This is a genomic window from Bacteroidales bacterium, assembly GCA_014860585.1.
GTDB lineage: Bacteria > Bacteroidota > Bacteroidia > Bacteroidales > 4484-276 > RZYY01.
In genome coordinates this window covers 1-25,114 of sequence record JACZJL010000130.1, presented here as the reverse complement: position 1 = coordinate 25,114, position 25,114 = coordinate 1, and the positions used below count along the sequence as shown (strand labels likewise).

At 44.8% G+C, this 25,114-nt stretch carries 18 protein-coding genes and 1 tRNA gene; 13 read left to right on the top strand and 6 right to left on the bottom strand.

All coding sequences use genetic code 11. The features are described from left to right. Positions 1–98 precede the first annotated feature (98 nt). Positions 99–1,316, bottom strand: a complete 1,218-nt coding sequence (gene hydF, locus IH598_13575; protein ID MBE0639541.1) for a [FeFe] hydrogenase H-cluster maturation GTPase HydF — start codon at positions 1,314–1,316, stop codon at positions 99–101. 92 nt (positions 1,317–1,408) lie between these two features. On the opposite strand from hydF, the gene IH598_13570 reads away from it, so the two are divergent. Then, positions 1,409–1,480, top strand: a tRNA-Arg gene (locus IH598_13570). Between the two features lie 159 nt (positions 1,481–1,639). On the opposite strand, the gene IH598_13565 is transcribed toward IH598_13570, so the two are convergent. Together IH598_13565 and IH598_13560 are read right to left on the bottom strand one after the other, a co-directional pair. Beyond that, complete coding sequence (locus IH598_13565; protein ID MBE0639540.1) at positions 1,640–1,885, bottom strand: type II toxin-antitoxin system HicA family toxin; 246 nt, start codon at positions 1,883–1,885, stop codon at positions 1,640–1,642. Beyond that, a complete protein-coding gene (locus IH598_13560) occupies positions 1,885–2,268 on the bottom strand; it encodes a hypothetical protein (GenBank protein ID MBE0639539.1) in 384 nt (127 codons plus the stop codon). The genes IH598_13565 and IH598_13560 overlap by 1 nt, the downstream gene beginning before the upstream one ends. Positions 2,269–2,873: 605 nt before the next feature. Between IH598_13560 and IH598_13555 the strand changes: the two genes are divergently transcribed. The 5 genes from IH598_13555 to IH598_13535 all read left to right on the top strand — a co-directional run bounded on the left by IH598_13555 (position 2,874) and on the right by IH598_13535 (position 11,499). Next, a complete protein-coding gene (locus IH598_13555; protein MBE0639538.1) occupies positions 2,874–5,762 on the top strand; it encodes an insulinase family protein in 2,889 nt (962 codons plus the stop codon). Positions 5,763–5,797: 35 nt separating this feature from the next. Next, positions 5,798–6,481: an outer membrane beta-barrel protein gene (locus IH598_13550; protein ID MBE0639537.1), complete on the top strand. Its 684-nt coding sequence runs from the start codon at positions 5,798–5,800 to the stop codon at positions 6,479–6,481. A gap of 498 nt (positions 6,482–6,979) precedes the next feature. Beyond that, on the top strand, positions 6,980–7,801 hold the full coding sequence (locus IH598_13545; GenBank protein MBE0639536.1) for a DUF3108 domain-containing protein: 822 nt from the start codon (positions 6,980–6,982) through the stop codon (positions 7,799–7,801). Between the two features lie 161 nt (positions 7,802–7,962). Next, the gene (locus tag IH598_13540) at positions 7,963–10,989 is read left to right on the top strand and encodes a CotH kinase family protein (GenBank protein ID MBE0639535.1); all 3,027 of its coding nucleotides are present in this window, start codon (positions 7,963–7,965) and stop codon (positions 10,987–10,989) included. A gap of 324 nt (positions 10,990–11,313) precedes the next feature. Further along, a complete protein-coding gene (locus tag IH598_13535) occupies positions 11,314–11,499 on the top strand; it encodes a transposase (GenBank protein MBE0639534.1) in 186 nt (61 codons plus the stop codon). 219 nt (positions 11,500–11,718) lie between these two features. Here IH598_13535 and IH598_13530 read toward each other — a convergent pair whose 3' ends face one another. The 3 genes from IH598_13530 to IH598_13520 all read right to left on the bottom strand — a co-directional run bounded on the left by IH598_13530 (position 11,719) and on the right by IH598_13520 (position 18,636). Beyond that, entirely contained in the window at positions 11,719–14,559 is a 2,841-nt protein-coding gene (locus IH598_13530; protein MBE0639533.1) for a glycosyl hydrolase family 38, read from the bottom strand. A 633-nt stretch (positions 14,560–15,192) separates the two neighbouring features. Beyond that, entirely contained in the window at positions 15,193–17,283 is a 2,091-nt protein-coding gene (locus IH598_13525) for a (Fe-S)-binding protein (GenBank protein MBE0639532.1), read from the bottom strand. A 366-nt stretch (positions 17,284–17,649) separates the two neighbouring features. Continuing rightward, positions 17,650–18,636: a DUF4249 family protein gene (locus tag IH598_13520; GenBank protein ID MBE0639531.1), complete on the bottom strand. Its 987-nt coding sequence runs from the start codon at positions 18,634–18,636 to the stop codon at positions 17,650–17,652. 179 nt (positions 18,637–18,815) lie between these two features. Between IH598_13520 and panB the strand changes: the two genes are divergently transcribed. The 7 genes from panB to IH598_13485 all read left to right on the top strand — a co-directional run bounded on the left by panB (position 18,816) and on the right by IH598_13485 (position 25,114). Then, complete coding sequence (panB, locus tag IH598_13515) at positions 18,816–19,637, top strand: 3-methyl-2-oxobutanoate hydroxymethyltransferase (GenBank protein ID MBE0639530.1); 822 nt, start codon at positions 18,816–18,818, stop codon at positions 19,635–19,637. 39 nt (positions 19,638–19,676) lie between these two features. Further along, a complete protein-coding gene (locus IH598_13510; GenBank protein MBE0639529.1) occupies positions 19,677–20,375 on the top strand; it encodes an RNA pseudouridine synthase in 699 nt (232 codons plus the stop codon). Next, entirely contained in the window at positions 20,372–23,215 is a 2,844-nt protein-coding gene (locus IH598_13505) for a hypothetical protein (protein ID MBE0639528.1), read from the top strand. The genes IH598_13510 and IH598_13505 overlap by 4 nt, the downstream gene beginning before the upstream one ends. 13 nt (positions 23,216–23,228) lie before the next feature. Then, positions 23,229–23,585 carry a phage holin family protein gene (locus IH598_13500; protein ID MBE0639527.1) on the top strand — a complete coding sequence of 119 codons (357 nt, stop codon included), beginning with the start codon at positions 23,229–23,231 and terminating at the stop codon, positions 23,583–23,585. After that, positions 23,582–24,043, top strand: coding sequence for a pyridoxamine 5'-phosphate oxidase family protein (locus tag IH598_13495; GenBank protein MBE0639526.1), 462 nt, complete (start codon positions 23,582–23,584; stop codon positions 24,041–24,043). The genes IH598_13500 and IH598_13495 overlap by 4 nt, the downstream gene beginning before the upstream one ends. Positions 24,044–24,630: 587 nt before the next feature. Next, positions 24,631–24,849, top strand: coding sequence for a hypothetical protein (locus tag IH598_13490; protein MBE0639525.1), 219 nt, complete (start codon positions 24,631–24,633; stop codon positions 24,847–24,849). A 1-nt stretch (position 24,850) separates the two neighbouring features. Then, positions 24,851–25,114, top strand: coding sequence for a Txe/YoeB family addiction module toxin (locus IH598_13485; GenBank protein MBE0639524.1), 264 nt, complete (start codon positions 24,851–24,853; stop codon positions 25,112–25,114).

Below are 25,114 nucleotides of genomic sequence, written 5' to 3'. Positions count from 1 at the left end.
AATAATTATTACCAATGAATTAAAAAAGTAGTAATAATGGTTACCAATTTTGGAAAAAGTACCAGAAATAAAATTTTGCTTAATGATTTGGTCAGTCACTATTTTGATTTCATATTCAGGAACGGCGCCACAGCCCTTTCATAAATTCCGTGCGTCCAGGCAATGGCCATGCCGTAGTTGGTGACCGGGATGCCGGCATCCACTGCGGGTTTCAGCCGGTTGATAAGTTGCTTGCCGGTGATCATACACCCCCCGCATTGAATGACCATCGAATAATCGGAGAGGTTGTTCGGCAAATCACTCAGCCCGGCTACCACCGTAAAATCTAGTGTTTTCCCACTGAAGTTGGTAAGCCAGCGCGGAATTTTATTTCGCCCGATATCATCGCAGGTTACATGGTGGGTGCATGATTCAAGGATGAGGATTTTATCACCATCGCTAAGATTTGAGAGATGGGGCGTCCCTTTCAGGTAATTCACAAAATCGCCTTTATATCGCGCCAGCATCACGCTGAAGCCGGTTAGAGGAATTTCCTCCGGGACAATCCGGCTCACCCTGCCAAACATTTGACTGTCGGTAACAACGAGCACAGGCTTTGGATGCATGATGTTGATATAAGCCTCCAATTCACTTTCCTTTAATACGATAGCTATGGCATTATTATCGAGAATATCGCGGATGGCCTGCACCTGCGGAAGGATCATCCTTCCCTCCGGCGCTTCGGTGTCGATGGGTGTAACGAGCAACACAACATCCCCTCCCGAAATCAGCCCTCCCAACATTGACCGTGAAGTGTAGGCTGTTTCGGGCATCAGCTTTTTCATCACACCTGCCAGGCTGTCGGGATCCTCTGGGTGCAGCGCACTGAAGTCAACAATCGTGGTTTGGTATTTATTTTCAAGATCCCTTTTTAATTCAGTAGCTAATGGCTGAATGTCTTTCTTGTTGTGAAGAATGAAAAAGGGCACCCCAAAATGATTGAGATTGTGAATCAGCTTTTCTTCGTGATCGCCGGATTGGTTCCCGGAAATCACCAGGATGGCCAGGTCAATGGTTTTCAATGCCGACTGTGTCTTTGCAATGCGTTTCTCACCCAGCTCTCCCGAATCATCAATTCCGGCAGTATCCACAAGCACACAGGCACCCAGGCCAGGTATTTCGATGGATTTTTTCACCGGATCGGTGGTCGTTCCGGGAGTATCGGAAACAATCGCTATTTCCTGTCGTGCCAATGCGTTGATCAGAGAACTTTTGCCACTGTTGCGCCGCCCGAAGATCCCGATGTGGGGTTTTGTTTCTTTACCTTTTGGATTCATTGTGAAAGTGTTTATCAGTAAAAATGGTGGAAAATGACAATTTTAACTTCATTTTTTACAAAAAAGTTGCACTTTTGCAAAACTAAAAATTCGGCCCCATAGTTCAAGGGATAGAACGGAAGTTTCCTAAACTTTAAATCCAGGTTCGAGTCCTGGTGGGGCTACAACATAAAATATAAACCGTTTCTAATCAACGCATTGGAAACGGTTTTTTCATTTTGGTGTAATATCGCTGACAATTTTTTGTCAGAACGGTAAGGCAGGCTTGTTCATTTAACTATCTGCCCTTTGTTAATTATCTATTTGCCAAGATATCTGGCTTATTACTTACGAAATGATTCACTCAAAAAATCAATCAATTCCTGTTTATCAGCATTTATCGTTTGCAGGTTTGATTTGATGACAAACTCAGGGATCGGGTCTTTGTGACTTTGCAATACGACTGGCCTGGTAAGGTCACTTCTGCTCCAAACTTCATGACCACCGGCAGTCCTGATCTTTTTGAGTCCCTTGTACTCAAGAAATTTGCGAAATGTGGCCAGTTTTATATTTTTCAGATTACGGTGCATCAGACAAAAACCGGAATAGCAACCCGTGTATCTTCTTTTCTGAAAGCGTGGTTGTTGAAAATATTTCTAAAATCTTCATTATGATTTAAAAGGTAGGACATATCGGGAGGGGTTGCAGGTTTACGCATGCTTTTCCCAAGGTTCCACCCCATTTTCTCAAGATCGGTTTCGAGGGTCTTCTTATTGGTTGTGTAATTGAAGTATTCACCTAGCACAACTTCAAAGGATTGCAATGCTTCAGGATCGGAATCGCCATATCCAGTCAAATTGAGAGCGGGACAAAAAACAATATGCGATTCATCTTCTTTGAAAATGATGATACTTAGTTTCACGTTAATTATCTGTTTGCCAACAGCCCAAGTGCCTGTAATTATTTTTTTCATCTGATCTGAATTTTCAAGTTGCAAATTTCAGCTAAAATTTGGTCATAGCCCAATAAGTAACGAAATTTAACATCCAGTAAAAATGAAGTGAATTTTTGAATATTTTATCCAGGGTTTGTTAAGTCTCATTTTCTTGAACCATAGGTTCTCAGCATTCATATTTTGCCATGGCATGGGCTGACATCTGGCTTCTGCAGACATTTTCCGGTCATATGTAAGAAAATTTTAATTTTTTCTCTCATTCTATTTGTCTTTCTATCTTAAAAAAGATGCTTTTGTCCACATTTAGATTAGTAATTCTAATAATTGGATAAATTTGCAACTTTAAAGGTATTTTAAACTAAGGATTTAGGACTTGGAAATGGCTGAATCTTTATTCATTGTGATTGAGTTCTGTCAAATTACTTTTTACATTCTGAAATATTTTACTGACAGAAGTTACATACGACATTTAACCTAATTTGGGAAATGTCAGAAATCGACGCAATGATGATCTTAATAACAGGCTGTTATCATGAAGTATTTTCAAATCTGATTATCCATTTTTTAATTTTTAATTTAAATTCTCAATCATGTTAACAAAAAATCTTGCCGGACTCCAACTGATGGCTGCTTTGCTTTTCGCTTTGCAAATCAGTGTCTTTGCTCAAAAAACGTACACTTACGAATCAGTGAAAGGCGACCCGTTTGAGGCGCGGATTTACACCCTTGACAACGGACTAAAGGTCTATTTCTCGGTTTATCCTGAGGAACCCAGGATTCAAACTTTTGTGGCAGTGAAGGTGGGAAGCAAAAACGACCCGGCCGAAACCACCGGTCTGGCGCATTACTTCGAACACATGATGTTTAAAGGGACTCCCAATTTTGGAACACTCGACTGGGAAAAAGAAAAAGTGCTGATTCAGGAAATCGAAGACCTTTTTGAAGTGTACCGCCAGGAAACCGACATGCAGAAACGGGCGGCCATTTACAAAAAGATTGACAGCATTTCTTACGTCGCTTCCACGCTGGCCATCCCTAACGAATACGATAAACTGATGACTGCAATCGGTTCGCAGGGAACCAATGCCGGCACTTCAAACGATTACACGATGTACATCGAAAATATCCCGTCAAATCAACTGGCAAACTGGGCTAAGATTCAAGCTGATCGCTTCAGTGAACCTGTTCTCCGTCTTTTCCATACCGAACTGGAAACGGTGTATGAAGAAAAGAACATGTCGCTCACCAACGATGGCCGCAAAGCCTCTGAAGCATTGATGGCAGGGCTTTATCCCCATCACCCCTACGGGCTGCAGACAACCCTTGGCGAGGCCGAGCACCTGAAAAACCCCTCAATGAAGAATATCAGGGAGTTTTTCGATATTTACTATGTTCCCAACAACATGGCGGTAGTGATGGCCGGTGACTTTGACCCGGATGAAGCCATTGTTATTGTTGACAAATATTTCGGACAACTCACCCCCGGCGATGTTCCGGAGCTTAAATTCAAGCCGGAACCGCCAATCACCAAGCCGGTTGTGAAAGAAGTGATCGGTCTCGAAGCTGAAACTGCCCAGTTAGCCTGGCGCTTCGAAGGTTCAGGCTCTGAACAAAGCCCTTATCTCGACATGATCGGAATGATCCTTTACAACGGCAAAGCAGGGTTGATTGATCAAAACCTGAACAAGCAGATGGCTACACTCGGCTCGAGTGCCTACGTAAGATCACTGACTGACTATTCGGCACTTACGCTGTCAGGCAGAAATAAAGGAGGTCAGACTTTGGAAGAGGTCAAAGATCTTTTACTGGGTGAGGTAGAAAAGCTTAAAAAGGGAGATTTCCCCAACTGGCTGATGGAAGCTGCCATCAACAACCTCAAATTGCAGGAACTGCGCCGGACTGAATCAGCACGCTCACGTGCCTACCTGATGGTCGCCAGCTTTATGAACAACCAACCCTGGGAAAAAAGCGTTGAATACGTCAATACTTTAAGTAAAATAACCAGGGAGGATGTGATCGCTTTTGCCAACGAGCATCTTGGAGCAAACAATTATGTCGTTGTTTACAAACGGCAAGGTCAGCCCGATGACATTACCAAAATGGAAAAGCCGCCAATTACACCCATTCATATCAACAGGGATGCTGAATCGGATTTGCAGAAAGAGATCAAAGCATCCGAAGTCCCTCAGCCTGAACCTGTATTCCTCGATTACCAGAAGGACATCAAACGCAAACAGTTATCCAATGGGATTGAAATTCTTTACGTCGAAAACACGGAGAACCCAACGTTCAGTTTTACTTATACTTTCCCAATGGGCAGTTATCACGACAAACTTCTCCCATTTGCTGCTTCATTTCTCGATTTTATGGGAACAAAAAAAATGTCTCCCGAAGAGATCAGCAATGAATTTTATAAACTGGCCTGTACATTCAGTGTAAGGGTGGATGATGAAGAAACCAGGATTACCCTGAGCGGGCTGAGCGAAAATCTAAAAGATGCACTCATTCTTTTCGAAGACCTTGTATTGAATGCCAGAGGGGAAGCCAAAGACCTTGAATCTTACATCAATAATGTTAAGAAAGCCCGGCTCGACAGCAAAGCAAATCAACGTGCCAATTTCCAGGCACTCACCAACTACGCGATGTATGGCGCTGAAAATCCAACAACTTTCACTCTAACTAACCAGGAACTTGAAATGCTAAAGGTCGAGCAGCTCATCGCAACTCTTCAACACTTGTGGAAAATTGAACATAACATCGCATTCTACGGCCCCCAACCGATTGATAAGGTGGCAACTCTGGTGGAGACCAATCACAAAGTACCCAAAACGTTGGCAGCTGTAGATAAAGCAACGAAATTTGAACCAAAAGAAACTGAAAAAGAGATGGTTTACTTTGCTCACTATGAGGCCAACCAGTCCTATTTGCAGACCATCTCCAAAGGGGTTCCCTTCAATAAAGAGATTGTTCCTCAGGTCAGTTTGTACAACAGCTATTTCGGCGGAGGGATGAATGCCATTGTGTTCCAGGAAATGCGGGAAAAACGCGGGCTGGCTTATTCATCCTCATCATCGTACAGGCAACCTTCGAACCCTGACGGTTATTTTATGAATACGAGTTTTATTGCCACCCAGAACGACAAGGTGATTGATGCTTTCGACGCTTTCAATGACCTGTTTAAAAATATGCCACTGTCAGATAATGCTTTTAAACTGGCTCAGGAACAGATGATTTCGGATATCCGTACACAGCGTATCACCAAATCAGGCATCATCTGGTCGTATCTGAATGATAAAAAGATGGGATACGATGTTGACAGGAGAATGCTCCTATACAAAACAATTCCTACGATGACCCTCGACAATGTGAAGACATTCAATGCACAATTTGTAAAAGAAAAGCCAAAAACATACGTTATTCTCGGGCATCGTGACCAGGTGGACTTTGTTGAAATTGAAAAACGCTATGGTCCGGTGATCAAATTAACCGAATCTGACTTGTTTGCATATTAATGGTTATTCATCGAAAAATCACCATATTTTTATTTTTGTGGCTACTGATCAACGGCCTTTCAGCCCAGGATCGGAAAGTTACTTTTGGATTGCAGATTGAACCGCTGATTCCCAGTAATCTCATTCGCTCAGGCGAAGTGCAGGCCTTCAGCCAGGGGGTGCAGTTCGATATCTCACCCCGTCCGGGATATGCCTATGGCGCGCATCTTTCGTTCCGGCTCAGCGAAAAGATGGCACTTGAAACAGGGATCAACTACCTGATCCGCGATTACAGGATAACAGCCACGGAAGAAGATTTTCAAACCGACCTGCAGTTTACTGCCGATAACTTTGAAATTCCGCTCACTTTCAACTATTTCATCCGCTTGGGCGAACGGCTCTACATTGATCAATCCCTGGGTTTTTCGTTTCAGTTTCTTCCGGGTGAGTTTCAGACGAGAGCTTACGAAGAAAAGCCTACCGGAGGCTATGTTTACGATTTTTCTCAGATTTCAATCCGAAACTACTGGGTAATGCCGGTGTTCAGAGGGGGTTTCGGGTTCGAGTACCGCACCGAAAACAGCGGATGGTTTTATGTCGGCCCCGTTTACCGTCTTTTTTCAACCCTTTACCAAACCCGCATCCTGTATACCCATGAACCGGTGAACATCAACGATCTGACGATTGACCTCAAAGGAGATTATTTCAGCGTGGTGTTCAGGTATATTTTTCCGCTTTAAAGGGAGATGAGAAGGTACAAAAGGTGTTTTGCGCATTACTGCTTTTTTTTGTCCAAATTGCAGGCGCATCCAAAACTAACCGTTGAAATTTGCACCGGAAGCATAGACACCTTTCAGCGAAAATCATTGGTCAGTAGAAACGCGCTTTATCCCTATTTTCTTCTGCTCAGTTTTTCCAACCTGCTTTGATCCACCTTTTTTTATTTCCCTTCATTTATTTTCTAACCAGGTTTCATCAGCAGTTTGTGATTCAGTGCGATTTTACCGGTAATTTATCCACTGACCGGTCTTGCCGGTTGATGGCCCAATCCTTGATAGCTTTTACTTACCTGATACTTTGGAAATGAATGCTTTATTTTTTCATCGTTTTACCCTTACAATACGAATGATCAAGTCTTTGAATGATTCTCTTTTTTTATTAAAATGTCAATTGTATCATGCTACTTTTCGAGTAATTTTTAAGACTTTTTTCTGTTATTAGTCCAAACCTTGCAATTCATGAATATCCCTGTTCGATTCCTTCAATTATTCATACCGCTTGCGCTTGCATGTTCAGCGAACGCACAAAGTTCACCCGGGTTTGAGTACCGTAAGGTGGAGAATAATGCCTGGGAAATTGGTGAAACGCTCCATTACAGGGTCTATTACGAGTCTTTGCTAACCGGGCAGATCAATGCAGGAACTGCCGAAATTGAAATCAAAAAGTCGAACAAGAAGTTTGATGGCCGCGAAGTAGTGCATATTGTAGGGATCGGCAAATCCAACCGTACGTTTGATTTCTTTTTCAAAGTGCGCGACCGGTTCGAGTCGTTTGTTGACAAAGAATCGCTGGCGCCTCATCATTTTATCCGTCGTACAAAGGAGGGAGGATACGTCAGGGATGATGACGTGGATTTTGACCATGCAAAAGGAATTGCCAAAAGCAGGAAAAAATCCAAAACAATCACTCCTTATGTACAGGACATCCTTTCAGCAACTTATTATGCCCGCACTTTAAATGCTGATACACTCAAGGTTGGCGATAACATCTCGGTCAATTATTATCTTGACGATTCCCTGTACATTTCTGTTATTCAATTTCAGGGAAGAGAAATAGTTGAAACCAGTCTTGGAGTTTTCCGTTGCCTGGCATTCAAGCCAATGGTGGCCACCGGCGAAGTGTTCAGTAATCCCTATCCCATGACGTTATGGATTACTGATGACGAAAACAAAATCCCGGTTCTGGCCGAATCAGCGGTGATCGTTGGTTCGGTGAAGATGGAACTGACGGAGTATTCAAACCTCAAAAACCCGGTCGAATCAAGGGTTAAAAAGCGATGATCAAACGGCCTTAACGCAGAAGTTTCTTTTAACAGCGTTGATTGAAAATGGCGACTTATCTCTGTTGCATAATAACTGCCACACCATGATCAGTTTATTCCTTATGTTTGTCGAAAAGAAATTTCTATCTGATTTCAATTCGGAAATAAGTAATTAATCATATGTCATCAAGGAGTTTGTGGTTTTCTTTTGCTTTTTTTGCGATTTTTATCCCTCGGGTCTTTGCTCAGGTGGTAATCAACGAAGGAAGTAACATGAATTATTCCACCATTGCCGACGAGGATGGAGAATACCCTGACTGGTTAGAATTGTATAATACAGGCGCCGACACCATCAATCTTTTAAATTATTCCATAACTGATAAACCCGACAATCCAACAAAATGGATTTTCCCGAATGTAAAACTTGCCCCGGGAGCGTTCCGGACAGTTTTATGCAGCGGAAAGGACAGAAAACCACTTTCGGGCTTTGTCCATGTGTTCACCGCCGTAGAGTTTAACCCCATTGCCGGCTGGAATACCCACAGTTTTTCCACTCCATTTTACTGGGATGGTATTTCCAATATTCTGATCAATACCTGTTCCTACAGTTCCGCAGGGTACACTACAAATTCGGTTTTCAACCAAACTGCCACCGGTTTCTATGCCAGTTCTTTTACATTTAATGATGGCAGTGCAGCCTCCTGCATGTCCAAATATGGAAGCCGTGCTTATCAACGGCCAAACATGAAGCTGAATGGTATCCCTGTCGGGACGGGCACATTGCAGAACTCGCCTACTGACTATCCCGCTCCATACGGCAACTGGTACTGGTCGGCAAGGCACCAGATGCTGATCCTTGCTTCGGAACTTACAGCAGCAGGTTTGACAGCCGGGGAGATTTCAAGTCTTGCTTTTGACGTGGTTTCGACCGATCCGAATACAGTGTATGATTACATTGATATTCACATGAAACTGATTTCACTCGGTGAGCTGGCCTCCTCCTTTGATGCAGTGGATACAAGCAATTTCCTCCACACCAATTTCAAAATTTCAGAATCTGGTGAAGCGGTTTTTCTTTTCTCTCCTTACCAGGTATTCCTAAGTTCATTGTTCATCGAATGTAACGATCTGGACAACAGCCGGGGATCTTTTCCCGACGGGTCTTCCGATCAGTATCTTTTCCAGCTGGGAACACCATCATTCACAAATAATACTTCGGCCACCTTTACCGACTACTTTGAGGCACCGGTTTTCTCGGTCCCATCAGGAATTTATCAGCTACCGTTTTATCTGAGCATCAGTAATCCCAACGCCGAACCTTCATCTATCCATTACACGACCGACGGGAGCGAACCGACTCCATTTTCCCAGGTTTTTACAGGCGAACCGATCAACATTGCCAATTCGATGGTGTTGAAAGCCAGAGTATTTGGACCAGGCATTCTGCCAAGCCCGAATACTGTTTCTTCTTATTTGTTCGGCGTTAATCATACAACCCCTGTCATTTCGGTGGCTACGAGCAGCGACAATCTCTATGGTGAAAACGGGATTTTTGACAACTGGTGGTTTGATTGGGAAAAGGCAGCCTATGTTGAATATTTCGATTCCACAAAAAACCTGATTTTTTCCCAAAGAGCAGGAATACAGATTGATGGGGGATGGGGTGGCGCCCGTTCGCATCCCCAGCACTCCTTCAGGGTTGAATTGGCCGATGGAGTGTTGGGTGATGGACCGGTTGATTATCAAATCATTCCCGCTAAACCTGACAGGACAAGATATAGCAAATTTTACCTGAGAAACGGGAGTAATCAATACCTGAGCTTTCCTTATAAGGACGCTTGCCAGGTTGCGCTGATGGGCGCAGAAACGTATAATTATTACAATGCCTGGCGCCCGGTTTCAGTGTATATCAATGGAAATTATTTCGGGCTGTATGAATTGCGCGAAAAAATGGATACCGAGTACTTTGAAACCCTCGATGGCGCCGATCCCGAACAAACGGATATTTTATCCATGAGTGCATGGTATGGCGGGGTTTTGCGCGCTGTGGAAGGTTCACTGGATGATTTTTATGAGGATTATGCCTCCTTCCTTCAAATCAACCCCTCCGATACCTCATTCTGGAATTCAGCAGATCAGTACTTTGATATGACATGGTATAACGATTATTTCATTGCAGAATCATGGATGGGAAACACGGACTGGCCATGGAACAACATCAAAATTTACCGCTCCGACAAAACAGACTTCAGATGGCGCTACTGCCTGATTGACCTGGAACTTTCGATGGACCCGAATGGCTGGACCGATTGCTATTTTGATCATATCGAATACATGCTGAATTACGGTGATTTTTACCCACACGTTCATATCTGGCAAAGGAGTATCCTGAACGCAAGGTTCCGGAATTATTTCATCAATCGCTTTGCAGATGTGATGAATACAGCCTATCATTTCGAAAAAATGTTTGCATTGGAACAAAGTATGTTTAATCAGATGGTGTTGGAAATGCCGGATGAATATGCCCGCTGGGGCGATCCGAACAATATCCCGGGGCAAATGGAAGTATTCACCAACAACCACCTTGAATTCCAAAGCCAGCTTTCACAGCGAACAAACCAGGTCAGAAACCATCTCCAGTCACATTTCAATTTACCCGGCCAGGTTGAAGTGATCTTAAACGTGTATCCGGAAAATGCAGGAAAAATAAAAATCAGTACCGTTACACCCGACAGCTATCCCTGGCAGGGAGTATACTTTGACGGCATTCCTGTAAAAATTGAAGCCCTTCCTGAAGATGGTTTCATTTTTCTGGAATGGGGTAACAACGGACTGATCAACAATATCCTGAATCCTGTCTTTCTTGATACACTGAATACCGGCGCCCAAAACATTGCTTTTGATGCTTATTTCGAAGAGCTGACCACTTCAGTGACAAAACCGGCAGATAGATCGGAATTTTCTATCTATCCCAACCCGGCCAAAAATTTGCTTTCGATCATCAGCAATGAAATCCTGACCGGTGACCTGCACTATCAAATTATAGACCTTAGCGGGAAAATTGTCATTACCGGAACATTTTCAGCCGGAAGCAACGCAACAGAAATCCTTATCAGTTCTTTAAGCCCTTCTGTTTATTTGTTGCAGATAACCGACCAAAAGGAAGCCGTTCAACAGCTCCGGTTTGTGAAAATGGGTGAAGACTAAACAGCGGTTTTGAGACCGAGAAAAGTTGTTTCTCTGCAGTTCTTAGCGTCTTCTTTGCGTATCTCCACGGTAAAAAAGGCTGAACCGCAAAGTTTTTGCGCAGAGAACCACAAAGCTACAACTTGATAATTCCCTAAGGGTTATTTCGTAAACGGAGAGTTATAGTATCTTACTTAAAATATTCGTGTTTATCCTGGCATAATTTTACACGCAAAGCGCGCAATGTTTGGTTATGCAAAGTTCGCAAAGAACAAAACAATGAATCACAACTTTGCGGTGTTTGCGTGTTCTTGCATAGTGGTCTCCGGGTGAAACTTTTCTGGATTGTTCAGGTTAGAGTGGGGTAAATTTATCGTAGGCATCCTCAAAAATTATAAGCACAAACCTCTGGTGATTTACTTAATGCCCGATCAGATTCACATTTTCTTCGGCATGCACCCATGCTACATACCAGCATTAGTTCGGGGTGTAAAATCGAGTACTTCTATTTTTATTAGCCAAAATGGTTAAGTGAAACCCAAATTTCAATGGCAATAAGGATATGGCCTCTTTTCATATTCCATTTCCTATCGTTCTCGGTAATCAATTATATTGATAATCAACAGGAACACCACAGAAAACAATCATTCCGCGAGGAGTGACTTCTGATGCTTCGCGCACACGAAATTGAGTTCGATGAACAGTGTTTGTCTGATTTTTTTGAGTAATTGTCCCGCCATCATTTTTCACTTAAAACCTCACCCTGAAAAACTTGCTCTCAAGAGGTTTCAATCCCGGGTTTCCATTTTTAACTTCGGCGCCTGTGACATCTACCTGCAAGCATTTCAAACCGGCCCCTGTCAATCCATTTTTGATGTCGAATAACGACGATTTTCCCTCAGTTTCTCTTACATGAAAAATCGCTGTTTTCCCATCCTGCTGTGGAATAGCGTTGACTAAAATTACGTTTTCAGGCCAGCCGGTGATGAATGAGTGTTGCCAGATATCGTCTCCATTTCCGCCACCGGGCAAAACCCGGGCTAAAAATGGCGTACGGTTGCCCCAGCCAAAACGGGTGGCATCGGTGATGGCAGTTTTGTCGCTGCTTGTGAAACAATATACCCAGGTGTGGCCGCCATGCTGGTCAGCGTTGAAATTGGTTGTCCAGTAGTTGTTCATAGGCCAGCCGTAAATGTGGGTGCTTTCCGGAGTAGCGCCGGCTTTGTAACGCCCCGTGTTGATCCCGCCAAACTGCATCAGCGGGATTTCCTGAGAGCTAAGTAAAATCTGGGCTTTGTCGCTATAAAGCCTGGCGTAGTTTTGCACAGTATTCCAGTCATTGGACGAGCCGGGAATCTGATCTATTCCAGCCTTCACCTCACCACCCGGAACATCAAAAGCCAACTGTCCGTTTTCAAGTATAAATGGGAAGGCGTTGTAGATTCCCTCCGGGTCTGTAACAAGTTTCTTTTCGATAAAATAAGCCAGATCAATTCGTTTGGAGGTGTTGAACAACCTGATCTCAAATTCAAAGCCACCGTCGCGGTTTGCAGCTTTTGTATTTCCTTTAAACCGGATTGTATTCCAGATTTCGCCCGGCTCATAAGCATCAAACCAAACTTTTTCGAGCGGCTCCCGGGTATAATTATCTAATCTGAATGACTCCATTTGTTCACGGTTGTCGAGCAGCTCGTAAATAAATTCACCAAATTTCCAATCGGCGTTATTGTCCACAAGTTCCCGTTTAAACTCCTTGTCGAAGATACCTGTTATCGCTCCTTTTTGTTGATCAATGGAAATTTTATACCATGGGTTCTCCATAACCATTGGGTTTGAATTACTTTCAGAAGAAATGCTTTCATGCTGAGCATCTTCAGGTTTGATCACAAATTTTTTAAAACCAAAAGCGGGAACATCATCCACCCAGACTGCCCAGTAAGTTCCGTCGGAATGACGTTCAACAGGTTGTGTTTTTAATGAAGTGCCCAGCTGATCAGTAATTGAAAAGTTTGAATAACGCGGGATGATTTGATGGTCAATATAAACTTCAACCAAACCGCTTCTGTCCCAGTTGAGGGTGTTGTAAACCACAAGCGAGGGGTATTTCTCCCTTTCGATGAAGGTTTGGAGCAATCCCATTGTTTCTTCACCCAGCATTTTTGCCCTGCGGCTTGCTTCCCAGGCATACGATTCCTTGATTGCCCGCTGCTCCATGGTGTATTTATGAAAAGGTTCGCGCACACTGGCATGAAAGCCCACCGTGTGTTCGGTGTAAAACAGCAGCGCATTGTTCACTGCTTCGATGCGGTCGTGAATTTTTTCAGGAAAATCAACTCCCTGCATGGCAGCCATTGTGAGGCCGGCAGTATTGGCCATCAAATCGCTTTGTGCCCGTCGGGTGGCAGCCACTTCCCGTGCAGAAGCCCCAAATCCGTCGGTCCACCAGTCGGGCCAGGCGCCGTGTATCACCTGGAATGATTCGCCATGTTCAGCTGCCATTTCTTCAAAAAACCCCGTCGCTGTTGCAGTCTTCAATTTAGGCCAATCATATTTTTCGTTCCATTGCTTGATCAATTCGCTTGCAAAGGTGGAAGGCGGCGAATTGTCGGTGATAAAACCTGAGTGTTGAAGGGAAATGAGATTGTATTCATAACCTTTTGATTCAAGGTCAATGAGGTAGGTCAGCAATTCATCTTCAAAAACATTAAAATCGCCGGATTGGATTTTAAATTTTGTATTCCCGATCATATAATGCTCACCGCGCCATGCCAGCATTCGTTTTCCCGAAGGGGATTCCCACCAGAACAACGTAGGCTTGTCAAAGCAAATCAGTGCCCGGTGGCCGTGCGTGCCCATGTTCAGGTATTTCACGCCAAGGTCTGCGTAATAATCATTCAGACACCAGCCGATACCGTTCACGTCGTTTTGCATGGCTGTTTTCACCTCAAGACCAAGCTCCCTGAATCTTTTAAGCGGCTGGAGGGAGGCAGCCAGCACCTGCTCATCGGGCAACTCGCTGAAGTTAAAGTACATCCCTGTCAGCTCAATACGGCCTTCGGTAACACGTTGCTTCAGTCGTTCGATCTGCGCTGGCAGACGGCTTTTAAGGAATTCATCCACCGCCCAGGAAGCTTCACAGGTCCAGCGGAATTTGGCTTCATCAGGGAAATCATCAGTCAGATCGCAATAATCGAGGGCATAATCAATAAAGCGGATTTGATCGGCCAGGATTTCCATTTGAGAACGGGTGTAGCCAATGTCGGTGTGAGAGTGTTGCACAAAGTTTACCCGCCATTCGCGAACAGGATTGAGGGCCAGTTGGCCTTCCCATATTTGGTCTGCAACTTCAAGACGATAGCTAACGGTAGTTTGTTCTTTAACTGCCGGCAACTGAACTTTCACGTAGTTATAACCAAATTCCACTGGGGTTTCCTTCACCAGTTGATCTTCAATAAACATTTTGGCCAACGCATATTCTTCAAAATGAAGAATCCCTGCAACGCCAAGCTGGTATTGCTTCCCGTTGACTGTTGAAATAGCGGGCAGCGCTTCAAAGTTTAAACCGTTTTCCAACGGAAATTTGAAAGTCATGTACCACGATGTTTTCCCGAAATAGCCGCCCGTAACTTTGATTTTCATTGGCTTGCCGGTTTCTACGGTGTTTGCAGGCAACGTAAGAAACATAAATCCAAACCGGTCGCCATGCTGATCAATCATATCTTTTTTAAAACGCAGTGAAGAACCTCCATCGGCTCTCAAATCCCATTCATCTGTTCCATCAGCCCAAAAAGTGAATTTTTTGATCCCGTTTACTTCCAGGTCGAAACTTGCCTTGCCGGGTGAAGAGCCAATTCCTGCAAGCCAAACATAAGTTACTGATTCAGTTTTCAGATTATTGGGCGCCGAGGCAGTTTCCCATTCCATCGAAGAGTTGCCGTCGGTTGCGCGGATCAACAGGCTTTCTTTGGCAATCTGGATAGAGGAGTGGTACCAAAAGTCGGTTCCGGAAATCTTTTTACTGAACCCATTGATGATAAATGTTGAACTTCCGGTTGGCGCCTGAGCAAAAATTATTACAGGTATCAATAGATAAATAAGCGGCAATCCTGTTTTTTTGAATCTGACCATAGATATGGTATTGTTTAAAAATAATGATTCAGCCCCCGATCAGAATGAAGAATTTCTTTTATGACAATTCCATTGACCATTCGAATGATAAATGGATTATACTCCCAGCGATATGCCCACCAACTCAGCAATGTCATAGTTTTTCATGGTTTCTTCCCTGTTTTTGTATTTAATGCCATCAGTCATCATCACCATGCAGAAAGGGCAGGCTGTTGCCACGATATCGGCGCCGGTTTCGATGGCGTCTTCAATTCGCTCGAGAAACACTTCTTTGACGCCTTTTTCGCACTCCTTGAACATCTGTCCGCCGCCGGCGCCGCAACATAGGGCAAACTGGCGGTTACGTTTCATTTCGGCAAGATTGGCGCCGTGCAGCGCATGAATTATTTGGCGGGGTGCATCGTATTCGTCATTTCCACGTCCCAGGTAACAAGGGTCATGGAATGTGATGCGCTTCCCTTCAAAATGATTTCCGTTGAGATTGATTTTCCCTTCAGCAATGAGCTTGCTGAGAAACTGCGAATGATGCATGACTTCAAAATTGCCCCCGAAATCAGGATATTCATTTTTGAACGTGTTGAAATCGTGCGGGCAGCAGGTGATGATTTTTTTAACATCATAAGCCTTCAGTATCTCAATGATCTGGAGGGCCTGCATCTGGTAAAGCATTTCGTTTCCGGCCCGGCGTGCCGAGTCGGCGGTATCTGTTTCTTCGGGACCCAGCACTGCGTAATCAATCCCGGCATGATTCAATATTTTGGCAAACTGAACACTTACTTTTTTGAACCTGTCGTCGAAAGCGCCTGATGAGCCAACCCAGAAAAGGTATTCCGGCTTTTTGCCCTGGTTAAAAAGATCGGCCATCAGAGGAACATTCACTCCGGTGTCTTCAGCCCATTTCAGGCGGTCTTCGGGTGAAAACTGCCAGGGAGCGCCATTGTTTTCGATGTTGGTGAACATCATATTGAGTTCCCCGGGAGCTGCGGATTTTTCGAGGAAAAGATACCTGCGCAATTCGATGATGATCGCCACAGGATCAATATTCACAGGACATTCCTGAACACAGGCATTACAGGTAGTACAAGCCCAGATTTCTTCGGCTGAAATCCGGTCAAAAAGCGTCTTTTCGTCTTTATCATCTTTTCCGTTTTTACGCCATAACTTATCCAGCTCTTCAGCACGGTCGCGGACATCCATCATCAGTTTCCTCGGCGAGAGCGCTTTGCCGGTGATGTTTGCCGGGCAACTCGAAGTGCAGCGCCCACATTCGGTGCAGGCAAAAGCGTCCATCAGGTTTTTCCAGGTGTAATCCGGTGTGTCTTTTGCCCCAAACTGCGCTATTTCGGCCCCCTCTGCAGGTGCCGGAACTTCGGCAGACGGGTTCAACATGAGTTTAATTTCGCTGGTAATGGATGAAATGGCAGGTATTTTTGCCTTAGGCCCCAGTTTGGAATAAAACACATTGGGGAACGAAAGGAAAACGTGAAGGTGCTTTGAGAAGGGGATATAATTGAGAAAGATCAGCACACCGACAATGTGAAACCACCAGGTGAAATGTACAAGAAAAACCAGGCTGCTACTGGATAATTCCATCAACACCGGTTTGATCATACCGCTGATGAGAAATGTTCCAACAGCCGGGAAATCCGCGTGGCTTCGACCCTGCAGGATGCTGTCGGAAGCATTCATCACCAGGATTGAACTCATCAGCAGAATCTCGGTGATGAGGATGATATTGGCGTCAGTCCTTGGCCATGTGGTCATTTCCTTGTTCCAGAATCTTTTCAGCCTGATGATATTGCGGCGGGAGAGAAAAACAAAACACGCCACAATAACCGAAAAGGCAAAAAACTCAAAGATGGAGCCAACCACAGGATAAATGATGCCAAGAAAAGAAAGTACCCTGTGTGAGCCTGTGACACCATCAATCAGAATCTCGATCATCTCGATATTCACAACGATAAACCCGACGTAGATGAAGATATGCATGATGGCCGATAGCGGTCTTGCCACCATTTTCGACTGACCGATCGCCACCAGCCCCATCAGTTTCCATCGTTCACCGGGATTATCGCTGATATCTATGTCCTTGCCGGACTTTATTATACCGGCAATCCGGTTAATGCTTTTGTAAAAAAGAAATGCGCCAAGCACAAGCAGCAGGCTGAAAATAAAGTTGGATATCATAATGCGTAAATTGATGTTAAAACCGGAAAATTTCCGGCAAATCTCATTGAAAACACATTACAATATTAGGATTTTAGGCAATACCCACTGTTAAAAAAATAGTAGTGATTTTACAAATTAATGTAAATCAATATTTTGCAAAAGTAATTTAAATCGGATGCAAATTGGGTTGGAGTGTTGGGGTGATGCTTGCCCGACTACGACGAAGGAGAAGGCGGGGAGTTTTGGGGCGATGCTTGCCCGACACTGACGCAGGAAGTGGCGGGGGGTAATGCAAGGATGGGGTCAATGCGATTCTTTTTTGCTGCTTTGCTTGGTAAACTGACTTTTTCTCCCGTTAAGAGCTGTTGACAAACCGCTGTTTAACTACAGCTGCGGATTTTTGACAAACTTAACATCCAATAAGATGATTTCATCCTCGGCTCTGGGATCGAGCCTTTTAACCCTAAATATGCTATATCGGCTTGAAAAAAGCCCGAGTCCGTTCTCAACATTGGTATATTCGGGTCTGTCCTGAACCAGGCTATAGGAAGGACCGTTAACTTTCATGTAGGTATCATATTCATCGCCGCCGGCTGAAATAATGAAATCGACCTCTCCGCAAAGACGCCTTCCATCAAAATTGTCAGTCAATTTACTTTTGACAAAATCATAAAAACCATCATTGCTGAAACTGATTTCTATCTCCCCTTCACCCTGAAGGTTGTTGGAATTGACCGTAGTAAGTGCCCAATCAATATATCTCGGGATTGTATCCTGAGTACCTGCAGGGACTTCCCAAAAATGAAACCGAACCTGGGGCTCATAGCGCCGGGCATTGACTCCGTTTGTCCAGCCAAACGCAGTGTTAAAACCCCGGAAAAGAGTCAGGCGGCCTCCGGCTACCGGTTTTTTGATGATAAAATTCCTGACCAGATTCGTTTTGCTGGTTACTTCATGTCCCGAAATCGTATTTTTGACAAACAACCGATACTGCAATTCCGGGTTCAACTGCCCGACTCCCTTATAGATCACCATGTAAGGATTGTAGAATATGCCGGTGTCTTTATTGTTGAATGTGGAAGTATCGAAAAAGATAGTCTGAACTACTGAATTCAGATCCCAACCTTCAAGTTTTACTTCCAGGGCGTTTCTGTAGCTGGATGAATCTTCAATTTTAGCCATTTGTAATGCGTTGCCGCCAAGAAAAGCCTTATTTATTCTGAAATAATGGGCTGTGTCAAGTTGATTGAGCAGGCCGTAAACGATAGTAATCTCTTTCCAGTCGGTGTCAATGTCAACTTCTGTTTCACACGAATAGAAGGTGAACAGGATGACTGGCAGGAGCAGGAGCAGCGTAATTTTTTTAGTCATAGGAGCAATACGAAGTAGATGGTTAAAAATTGAGTTCAAGATTTTTGATGGACAACTGACTTTAAAAAAACAGCTAATTTTGTAGCTTTGAAATAACACACGACCTAACGGCGCAATTTTTCTTTTATTTTAAAAATGGAAAATGAAAACCGGAAGGGCAAAACGAAAATCGGGGTAAAATGGACAAGAAACAAGCAAACGTTTACAAAAAGATAACCACGCATGTGCTCCAGGAGATGAAGCTCAAGGGAGAAAAGATTGCCATGCTCACAGCATACGACTTTTCGATGGCGGCATTACTCGACCAGGCCGGTATTGATGTGATCCTGGTGGGCGACTCAGCGTCGAATGTAATGGCCGGTTATTCAACCACATTGCCCATCACACTTGATCAGATGATCTACCACGCCTCCTCGGTGATGCGGGCTGTGAAGCGGGCGCTCGTGGTGGTGGATTTGCCCTTTGGTACTTACCAGGGCAATTCAAAAGAAGCGCTGAGTACAGCGATCAACATCATGAAATCTTCCGGGGCCAATGCGGTAAAAATGGAGGGAGGCCGCGAGATCATTGAGTCGGTTGACAGGATACTGACAGCTGGAATTCCGGTGATGGGTCATCTGGGGTTGACCCCGCAATCCATCCATAAATTCGGAACGTATGTCGTAAGAGCAACAGAAGAAACAGAAGCCCAAAAATTGATCGAAGATGCGCATTTACTCGAGGAGGCAGGCTGTTTTGCCCTTGTGCTCGAAAAGATCCCGGCCAACCTCGGCGGACGGGTAACCGCCGAAATCAGGATACCCACCATTGGTATCGGCGCAGGTCACGAGGTGGATGGCCAGGTGCTCGTGCTTCATGATATGCTCGGGATCACACAGAAATTTTCTCCGCGCTTCCTGCGTCGATATCACAACCTGAGCGAAGAAATTCAGGGCTCGGTGAAGGCGTACATCAACGACGTGAAAACAGTGAATTTCCCCAACGACCGCGAACAGTACTAATCATTAATCACCGCTTAATCAAAAAAAGAGGACAGTTTGATGGTAAATGAGATCTTGTATGAGGACAACCATATCATTATTGTAAATAAACTTCCCGGCGACCTCATCCAGGCCGATGTTTTTGAGGGCAAAACCCTGCGGGACGACGTAAAAGAGTACATCAAGGAAAAGTACGGAAAACCCGGAAGCGTATTTTTAGGGGTTGTACACCGGCTCGACCGTCCCGTGAGCGGCGCTGTGATGTTTGCCCGCACCAGTAAAGCGCTGACAAGGCTCAACGAGCTGTTACGTCTGCATCAAATTAAAAAAACTTATTGGGCAATAGTGGATCAGCCTCCGCCAACTCAGGAAGGCCGGCTGGAGAATTATTTGCGTAAAGACAAGGAAAAGAACAAGTCGTTTGTCGTTAAAAGCGACACCAAAGGAGGGCTGCTGGCCAGGTTGAGTTACAGGTTGCTGATGAGCAGCGACCGCTACCATCTGCTCGAAATCGAACTGGAAACCGGACGCCATCACCAGATCAGGACGCAACTGGCGAACATCGGCTGTAAAATCAAAGGCGATCTGAAATACGGCTCACCCCGCTCCAACCCCGACGGCTCTATTTGCCTTCATTCACGAAAACTGGAGTTTATACATCCGGTGAAACAGGAATCGGTAACCATAGTGGCCTCAACCTTAAGCGATCCGCTTTGGAAATTTTTTGAAAAAGCAATGACCAATCCCATTCAGCCATGAAGCAAAATATCCTGATTATTGGCGTTATCATGTTGGTTATGTGTGGATTTGTTTCAACGGCAAACGCCCAATACTACAGCACCGGGCAAAACCCCGCTTCAGTAAAATGGAAGCAAATCAACACACCGGGGTTTAAAGTGGTTTTTCCCGAAGGATACGACATTACTGCGAACTACATAGCTAATACCCTTGAATATGCCCGACAACTGGATACCGTAACCCTAAAATCAACTCCGAAAAAGATATCCGTACTCATCCACAATTTCACCTCCACCTCCAACGGTATGGTAGTTTGGGCGCCAAGACGAATGGAATTTTACACCATTCCGCCGCAGGACACGTACGCTCAGGAATGGTTCCAGCAACTGGCACTCCATGAGTACCGCCACGTGATCCAGATCAGCAAACTCAACCAGGGACTGACAAAACTGTTAACCTACCTCTTTGGCGAGCAGGTGACCGGAGCGGTTCTTGGATTGTACATTCCGTTTTGGTTTCTCGAAGGCGACGCCGTAGCCACCGAAACCGCGCTGAGCAAGTCCGGGCGGGGAAGGCAACCTTCTTTTACCATGCCGCTCAGGGCGCAGTTTCTCTACAAAGGATTGTTCTCCTACGACAAGGCAGTTTTTGGGTCTTACAAAGATTTTGTGCCCAATCATTATATCCTCGGCTATCACATCGTGGCCAAATCGCGCGAAAAATACGGCATTGAAATCTGGAACCACACTTTCGATAAAGTTGGACGAAATCCTTACATGATCGTCCCTTTTTCTGAAGGGATCAAAGATGTGACCGGCCTCGCCAAAACCAAACTTTACAATTCAACATTGACCAAAGTTAAAGAGCAATGGCAAGCTCAACAGGAAAAAACTCCCAAATTCCGGGTATCTGAAATCGCCCTTCCTGAGAAAAGGATTTTTACCAGTTACAGCAGTCCGAATTTAACTTCACAGGGAACGTTACTGGCAGAGAAAAAAGAGTTGGACGACATTGCCCGGTTTGTTGAGGTTGATCAGCAGGGAAATGAGAAAATCCTTTTTACACCCGGATACTATTACCCCGGAACACTCTCGCACGCCGGAAATCTGCTTGCCTGGGCTGAACGTGATTTCGACATCAGGTGGCAACACCGGAATTACTCGGTCATCAGGGTGCTTGATCTTCAAACCGGGAAAGCTACCCAACTCACCCACAAAACCCGCTACTTTGCCCCGAACCTTTCGCCGGATGCCACGAAATTGGCGGCAGTGGATGTTTCGGAAGATCAGCAATACAGCCTTGTGGTGCTGAGTGTGACAACAGGAGAAGTATTGAAAAGAATGACCACTCCTGAAAATTACTTCTTCACCTGGCCGAAATGGTCGGACGACGGAAAAAAAATCGTCACCATTGTCGTTGGCAACGAAGGCAAAGCCATCGCCCTGGCCGATCCGGAAAGTGGAGAGATTGAAATTGTATCAGATTTTACATTTACCGATATTTCAAAACCGGTGATAAAGGGCAACAGCGTGGTTTTCGCCGGCGCCTGGTCGGGCATTGACAATCTCTACCAACTTGATTTGGATACCAAAACCATTGCGATGATTGCGTCCGTTGAATATGGACTGACCGATCCGGTTTTTACCCAAGACGGCGACTCCATTCTTTTTGCCAATTATACCCCGGAAGGTTTTTCCATCGCCAAAATTCCTTTTAATACTGGTAACCAGATTCCCCTGGCAAACGTGAACGACAACTTTGTGAAACTTTACCAGGCACTGGCCGATCAGGAGGGGCAAATCCTCGAACCGGAAAAGATTTCGCAGGAGCAGCACGAAATCAGGAAATATCCGAAAATGCTGAACCTGTTCAATATTCACAGTTGGGCGCCCATTTCGCTCGATGCACAGAATTACAATGTGAAACCCGGTATTTCCCTCTTTTCGCAAAACCTGCTGAGTTCATCTTTTACTACGCTCGGGTGGGAATATGATGTGAACGAACAAACCGGGAAATATTACCTGAACTATAGCTATGCCGGCTGGTTTCCGGTACTCGATTTCACGGCAGATTTCGGCAAACGAAAAAGCTTTTTTGTGGATACGGCCAATAATCAGATTGATTACTCCTGGATGGAGACCAATTTCAAAGCCGGTATTTACCTTCCTTTGAACTTTACCTCGGGTAAATACTCCCGATTTTTACGACCTGCTGTCGAATTCAACTACACCCAGCTGGATATGGATCCTGAGTCGGGACTGCGGTTCAGAAGAAGCAACTACAAAACCATCAACTACCGGCTGAATGGCAGCAATTACCTGAAAATGTCGTCACACGATATTCTTCCGAAGTGGGGGCAAATGGTCGCTTTGAACTACCGGACAGCGCCCTTCGAAGGCGACACACTCGGTGCAATGGTTGCTGCAGAAGCCAGGTTATATATCCCCGGGCTTTTCAGGCATCACAGCCTGAATGTTTATGGCGGTTACCAGAAAAGAGTTGATAACAATTTCTATTACGGCAATATCGTCCGGTTTCCGCGCGGCTATTCGGGGCAATATGCCGATGAATTGACAAGCTGGTCGGCCAATTATGCCCTGCCCGTCGGATACCACGACTTCAGCCTGTCGTCGCTGGTTTATCTCAAACGGACGAGACTAAACCTGTTTTACGATTTCGCCACCGGCAGTGCCCGTTCCACCGAAACCCAATACAGCACCGCCGGACTGGAGGTTTTTGCCGATACCCATCTTTTCCGCTTCATCGCCCCCATCACGCTGGGCTACCGGATGATGTGGCTGACCACCGAAAATACGTTAAGATCGGAGTTCCTTTTTTCCATTAATTTTGATTCATTTTAAAGCTTAACACAACATGCGTTTCCTGATTAAAATTATCCTTTCCTCTTTCTCAGTCATCGTTGCAGACTGGATTCTGAGTGGCGTCGAAATCAAAGACTACCTGACATCGCTCCTGGTCGCCTTTGTGCTGGCCATTCTCAACACGATCCTAAAGCCAATCCTGATTTTCCTCACCATCCCCATCACGCTTATCACTTTTGGTCTATTTCTGCTGGTGATCAATGCACTGATCGCCCTTATTGCCAGCGAAATTGTGCCAGGCTTCCACATCGCCGGCTTTTGGTGGGCATTGGCTTTTACGCTGATCGTTTCTTTCCTGAATTACCTCATCAACATCGAAAACAATAACCAAAACCGCCAAGTAAAATGAAACCGAGAGAAGTTACCCATTTGCAAACCCTGCACGACACAGCATTGAAGTGCGTTGCCTGCTACCTGGCCATGGTTGACGACAACGAAGTTCCGTATGTGCTGCCAATGAACTTTGGGCTGCACGAGGACAATATCTACCTGCATTCGGCGCAAACAGGCAAAAAGATCACCATCCTGCACAAAAGGCCGCAGGTGTGCGTTGCTTTCAGCACAGACCACGAACTGCGCTGGCAAAGCGAGGGGGTGGCCTGCAGCTATGGCATGAAATACCGCAGCGTCCTGGCGCATGGAAAAGTGGAGTTCATCGAAGATTTCGACGAAAAAGTAAAAGCACTCAACATCATCATGCAGCACTACACCGGCAAAGACTTCAGCTACAACACACCATCCATCCACGAAGTGCTGGTGTGGCGCGTGGTTGTCGAAAAATGGGAAGGAAGGAATTACGGGTATTGATTGGTAAGGTTTCAATTCCGGCTCTCAACCGAAAATACTTCTTACTCTGTGTCCCTTTCCGGCGGAGGGGGACCTATCCTTTAAAAATCACCAGTTATTAGAAAAAGGGAAAAAGAATAGAAAGCAGAAATCACTCAAATTTTCTATTGTGTCCTATTGTGTCTAATGTGGTGATAAACAGTGTCTGCTGAAAAACTCAAATAGAAATAAACAAATATTCCAAGGCTCTGTGGTTCACTGAGTCTTTTCCGTGTCACAATTGATTATTACACAGAGCTTCACAGAGAAGGCACAGAGTTTCACTGAGAAACTAAAAATAATCCTGAACCCAAAAGGTAACGACTGACTTTCAAAAATCCCCGAAAGAAATCATACGGACAAGCCAACCGCCACACCCTGGGTCATTCACTTCATAAATCTTTAGGGCTGCCACTCCTCATAAAAAATGACTGGGATTTGAACCGCTCCTCCCTTTAAAACCAGAGTTTGATGCTCTTTTGCAATGGCAAGGTAAAAAATGCTTTCAACCGGAAAGTGCTTTCAGGCCAATAAATCTGAATTTTGTATTTTTGCCGAAAACAACTGTTATGGAAACATTGATCATTCAGGCAGAAGGCAAACATCTTTCAGAGCTCAAAACCTACCTTAATAAACTGAACATTCAGTATACCGTAGAAGAAGCACTGCCACCCTACAATCCCGATTTTGTGGAAAAGATACGTGAGAGTGAGGAAGATTACAAAAATGGCAGATTTACCCGTGTGAACTCCACCGACGAGTTGAAAGCGCTGTTTCAGGGCGAGTAATATGAAATATCCCATTGATTTCACCGATCAGGCATTAAAGGATATTTCCTTTTTCAAAAAAGCCGGCTATACCCAACTGCTAAGCAAAGCCTTTGAAATATTACAGGAGATTGCCGAACATCCCTTTTCCGGCAGTGGAAAGCCTGAACCTTTGAAGCACAATTTATCAGGTAAATGGAGCCGGCGCATTAACCTTGAACACCGGATTATTTATGAATTAATTGATGACACCATTGTTGTCTATTCCCTAAGAGGTCATTATTAA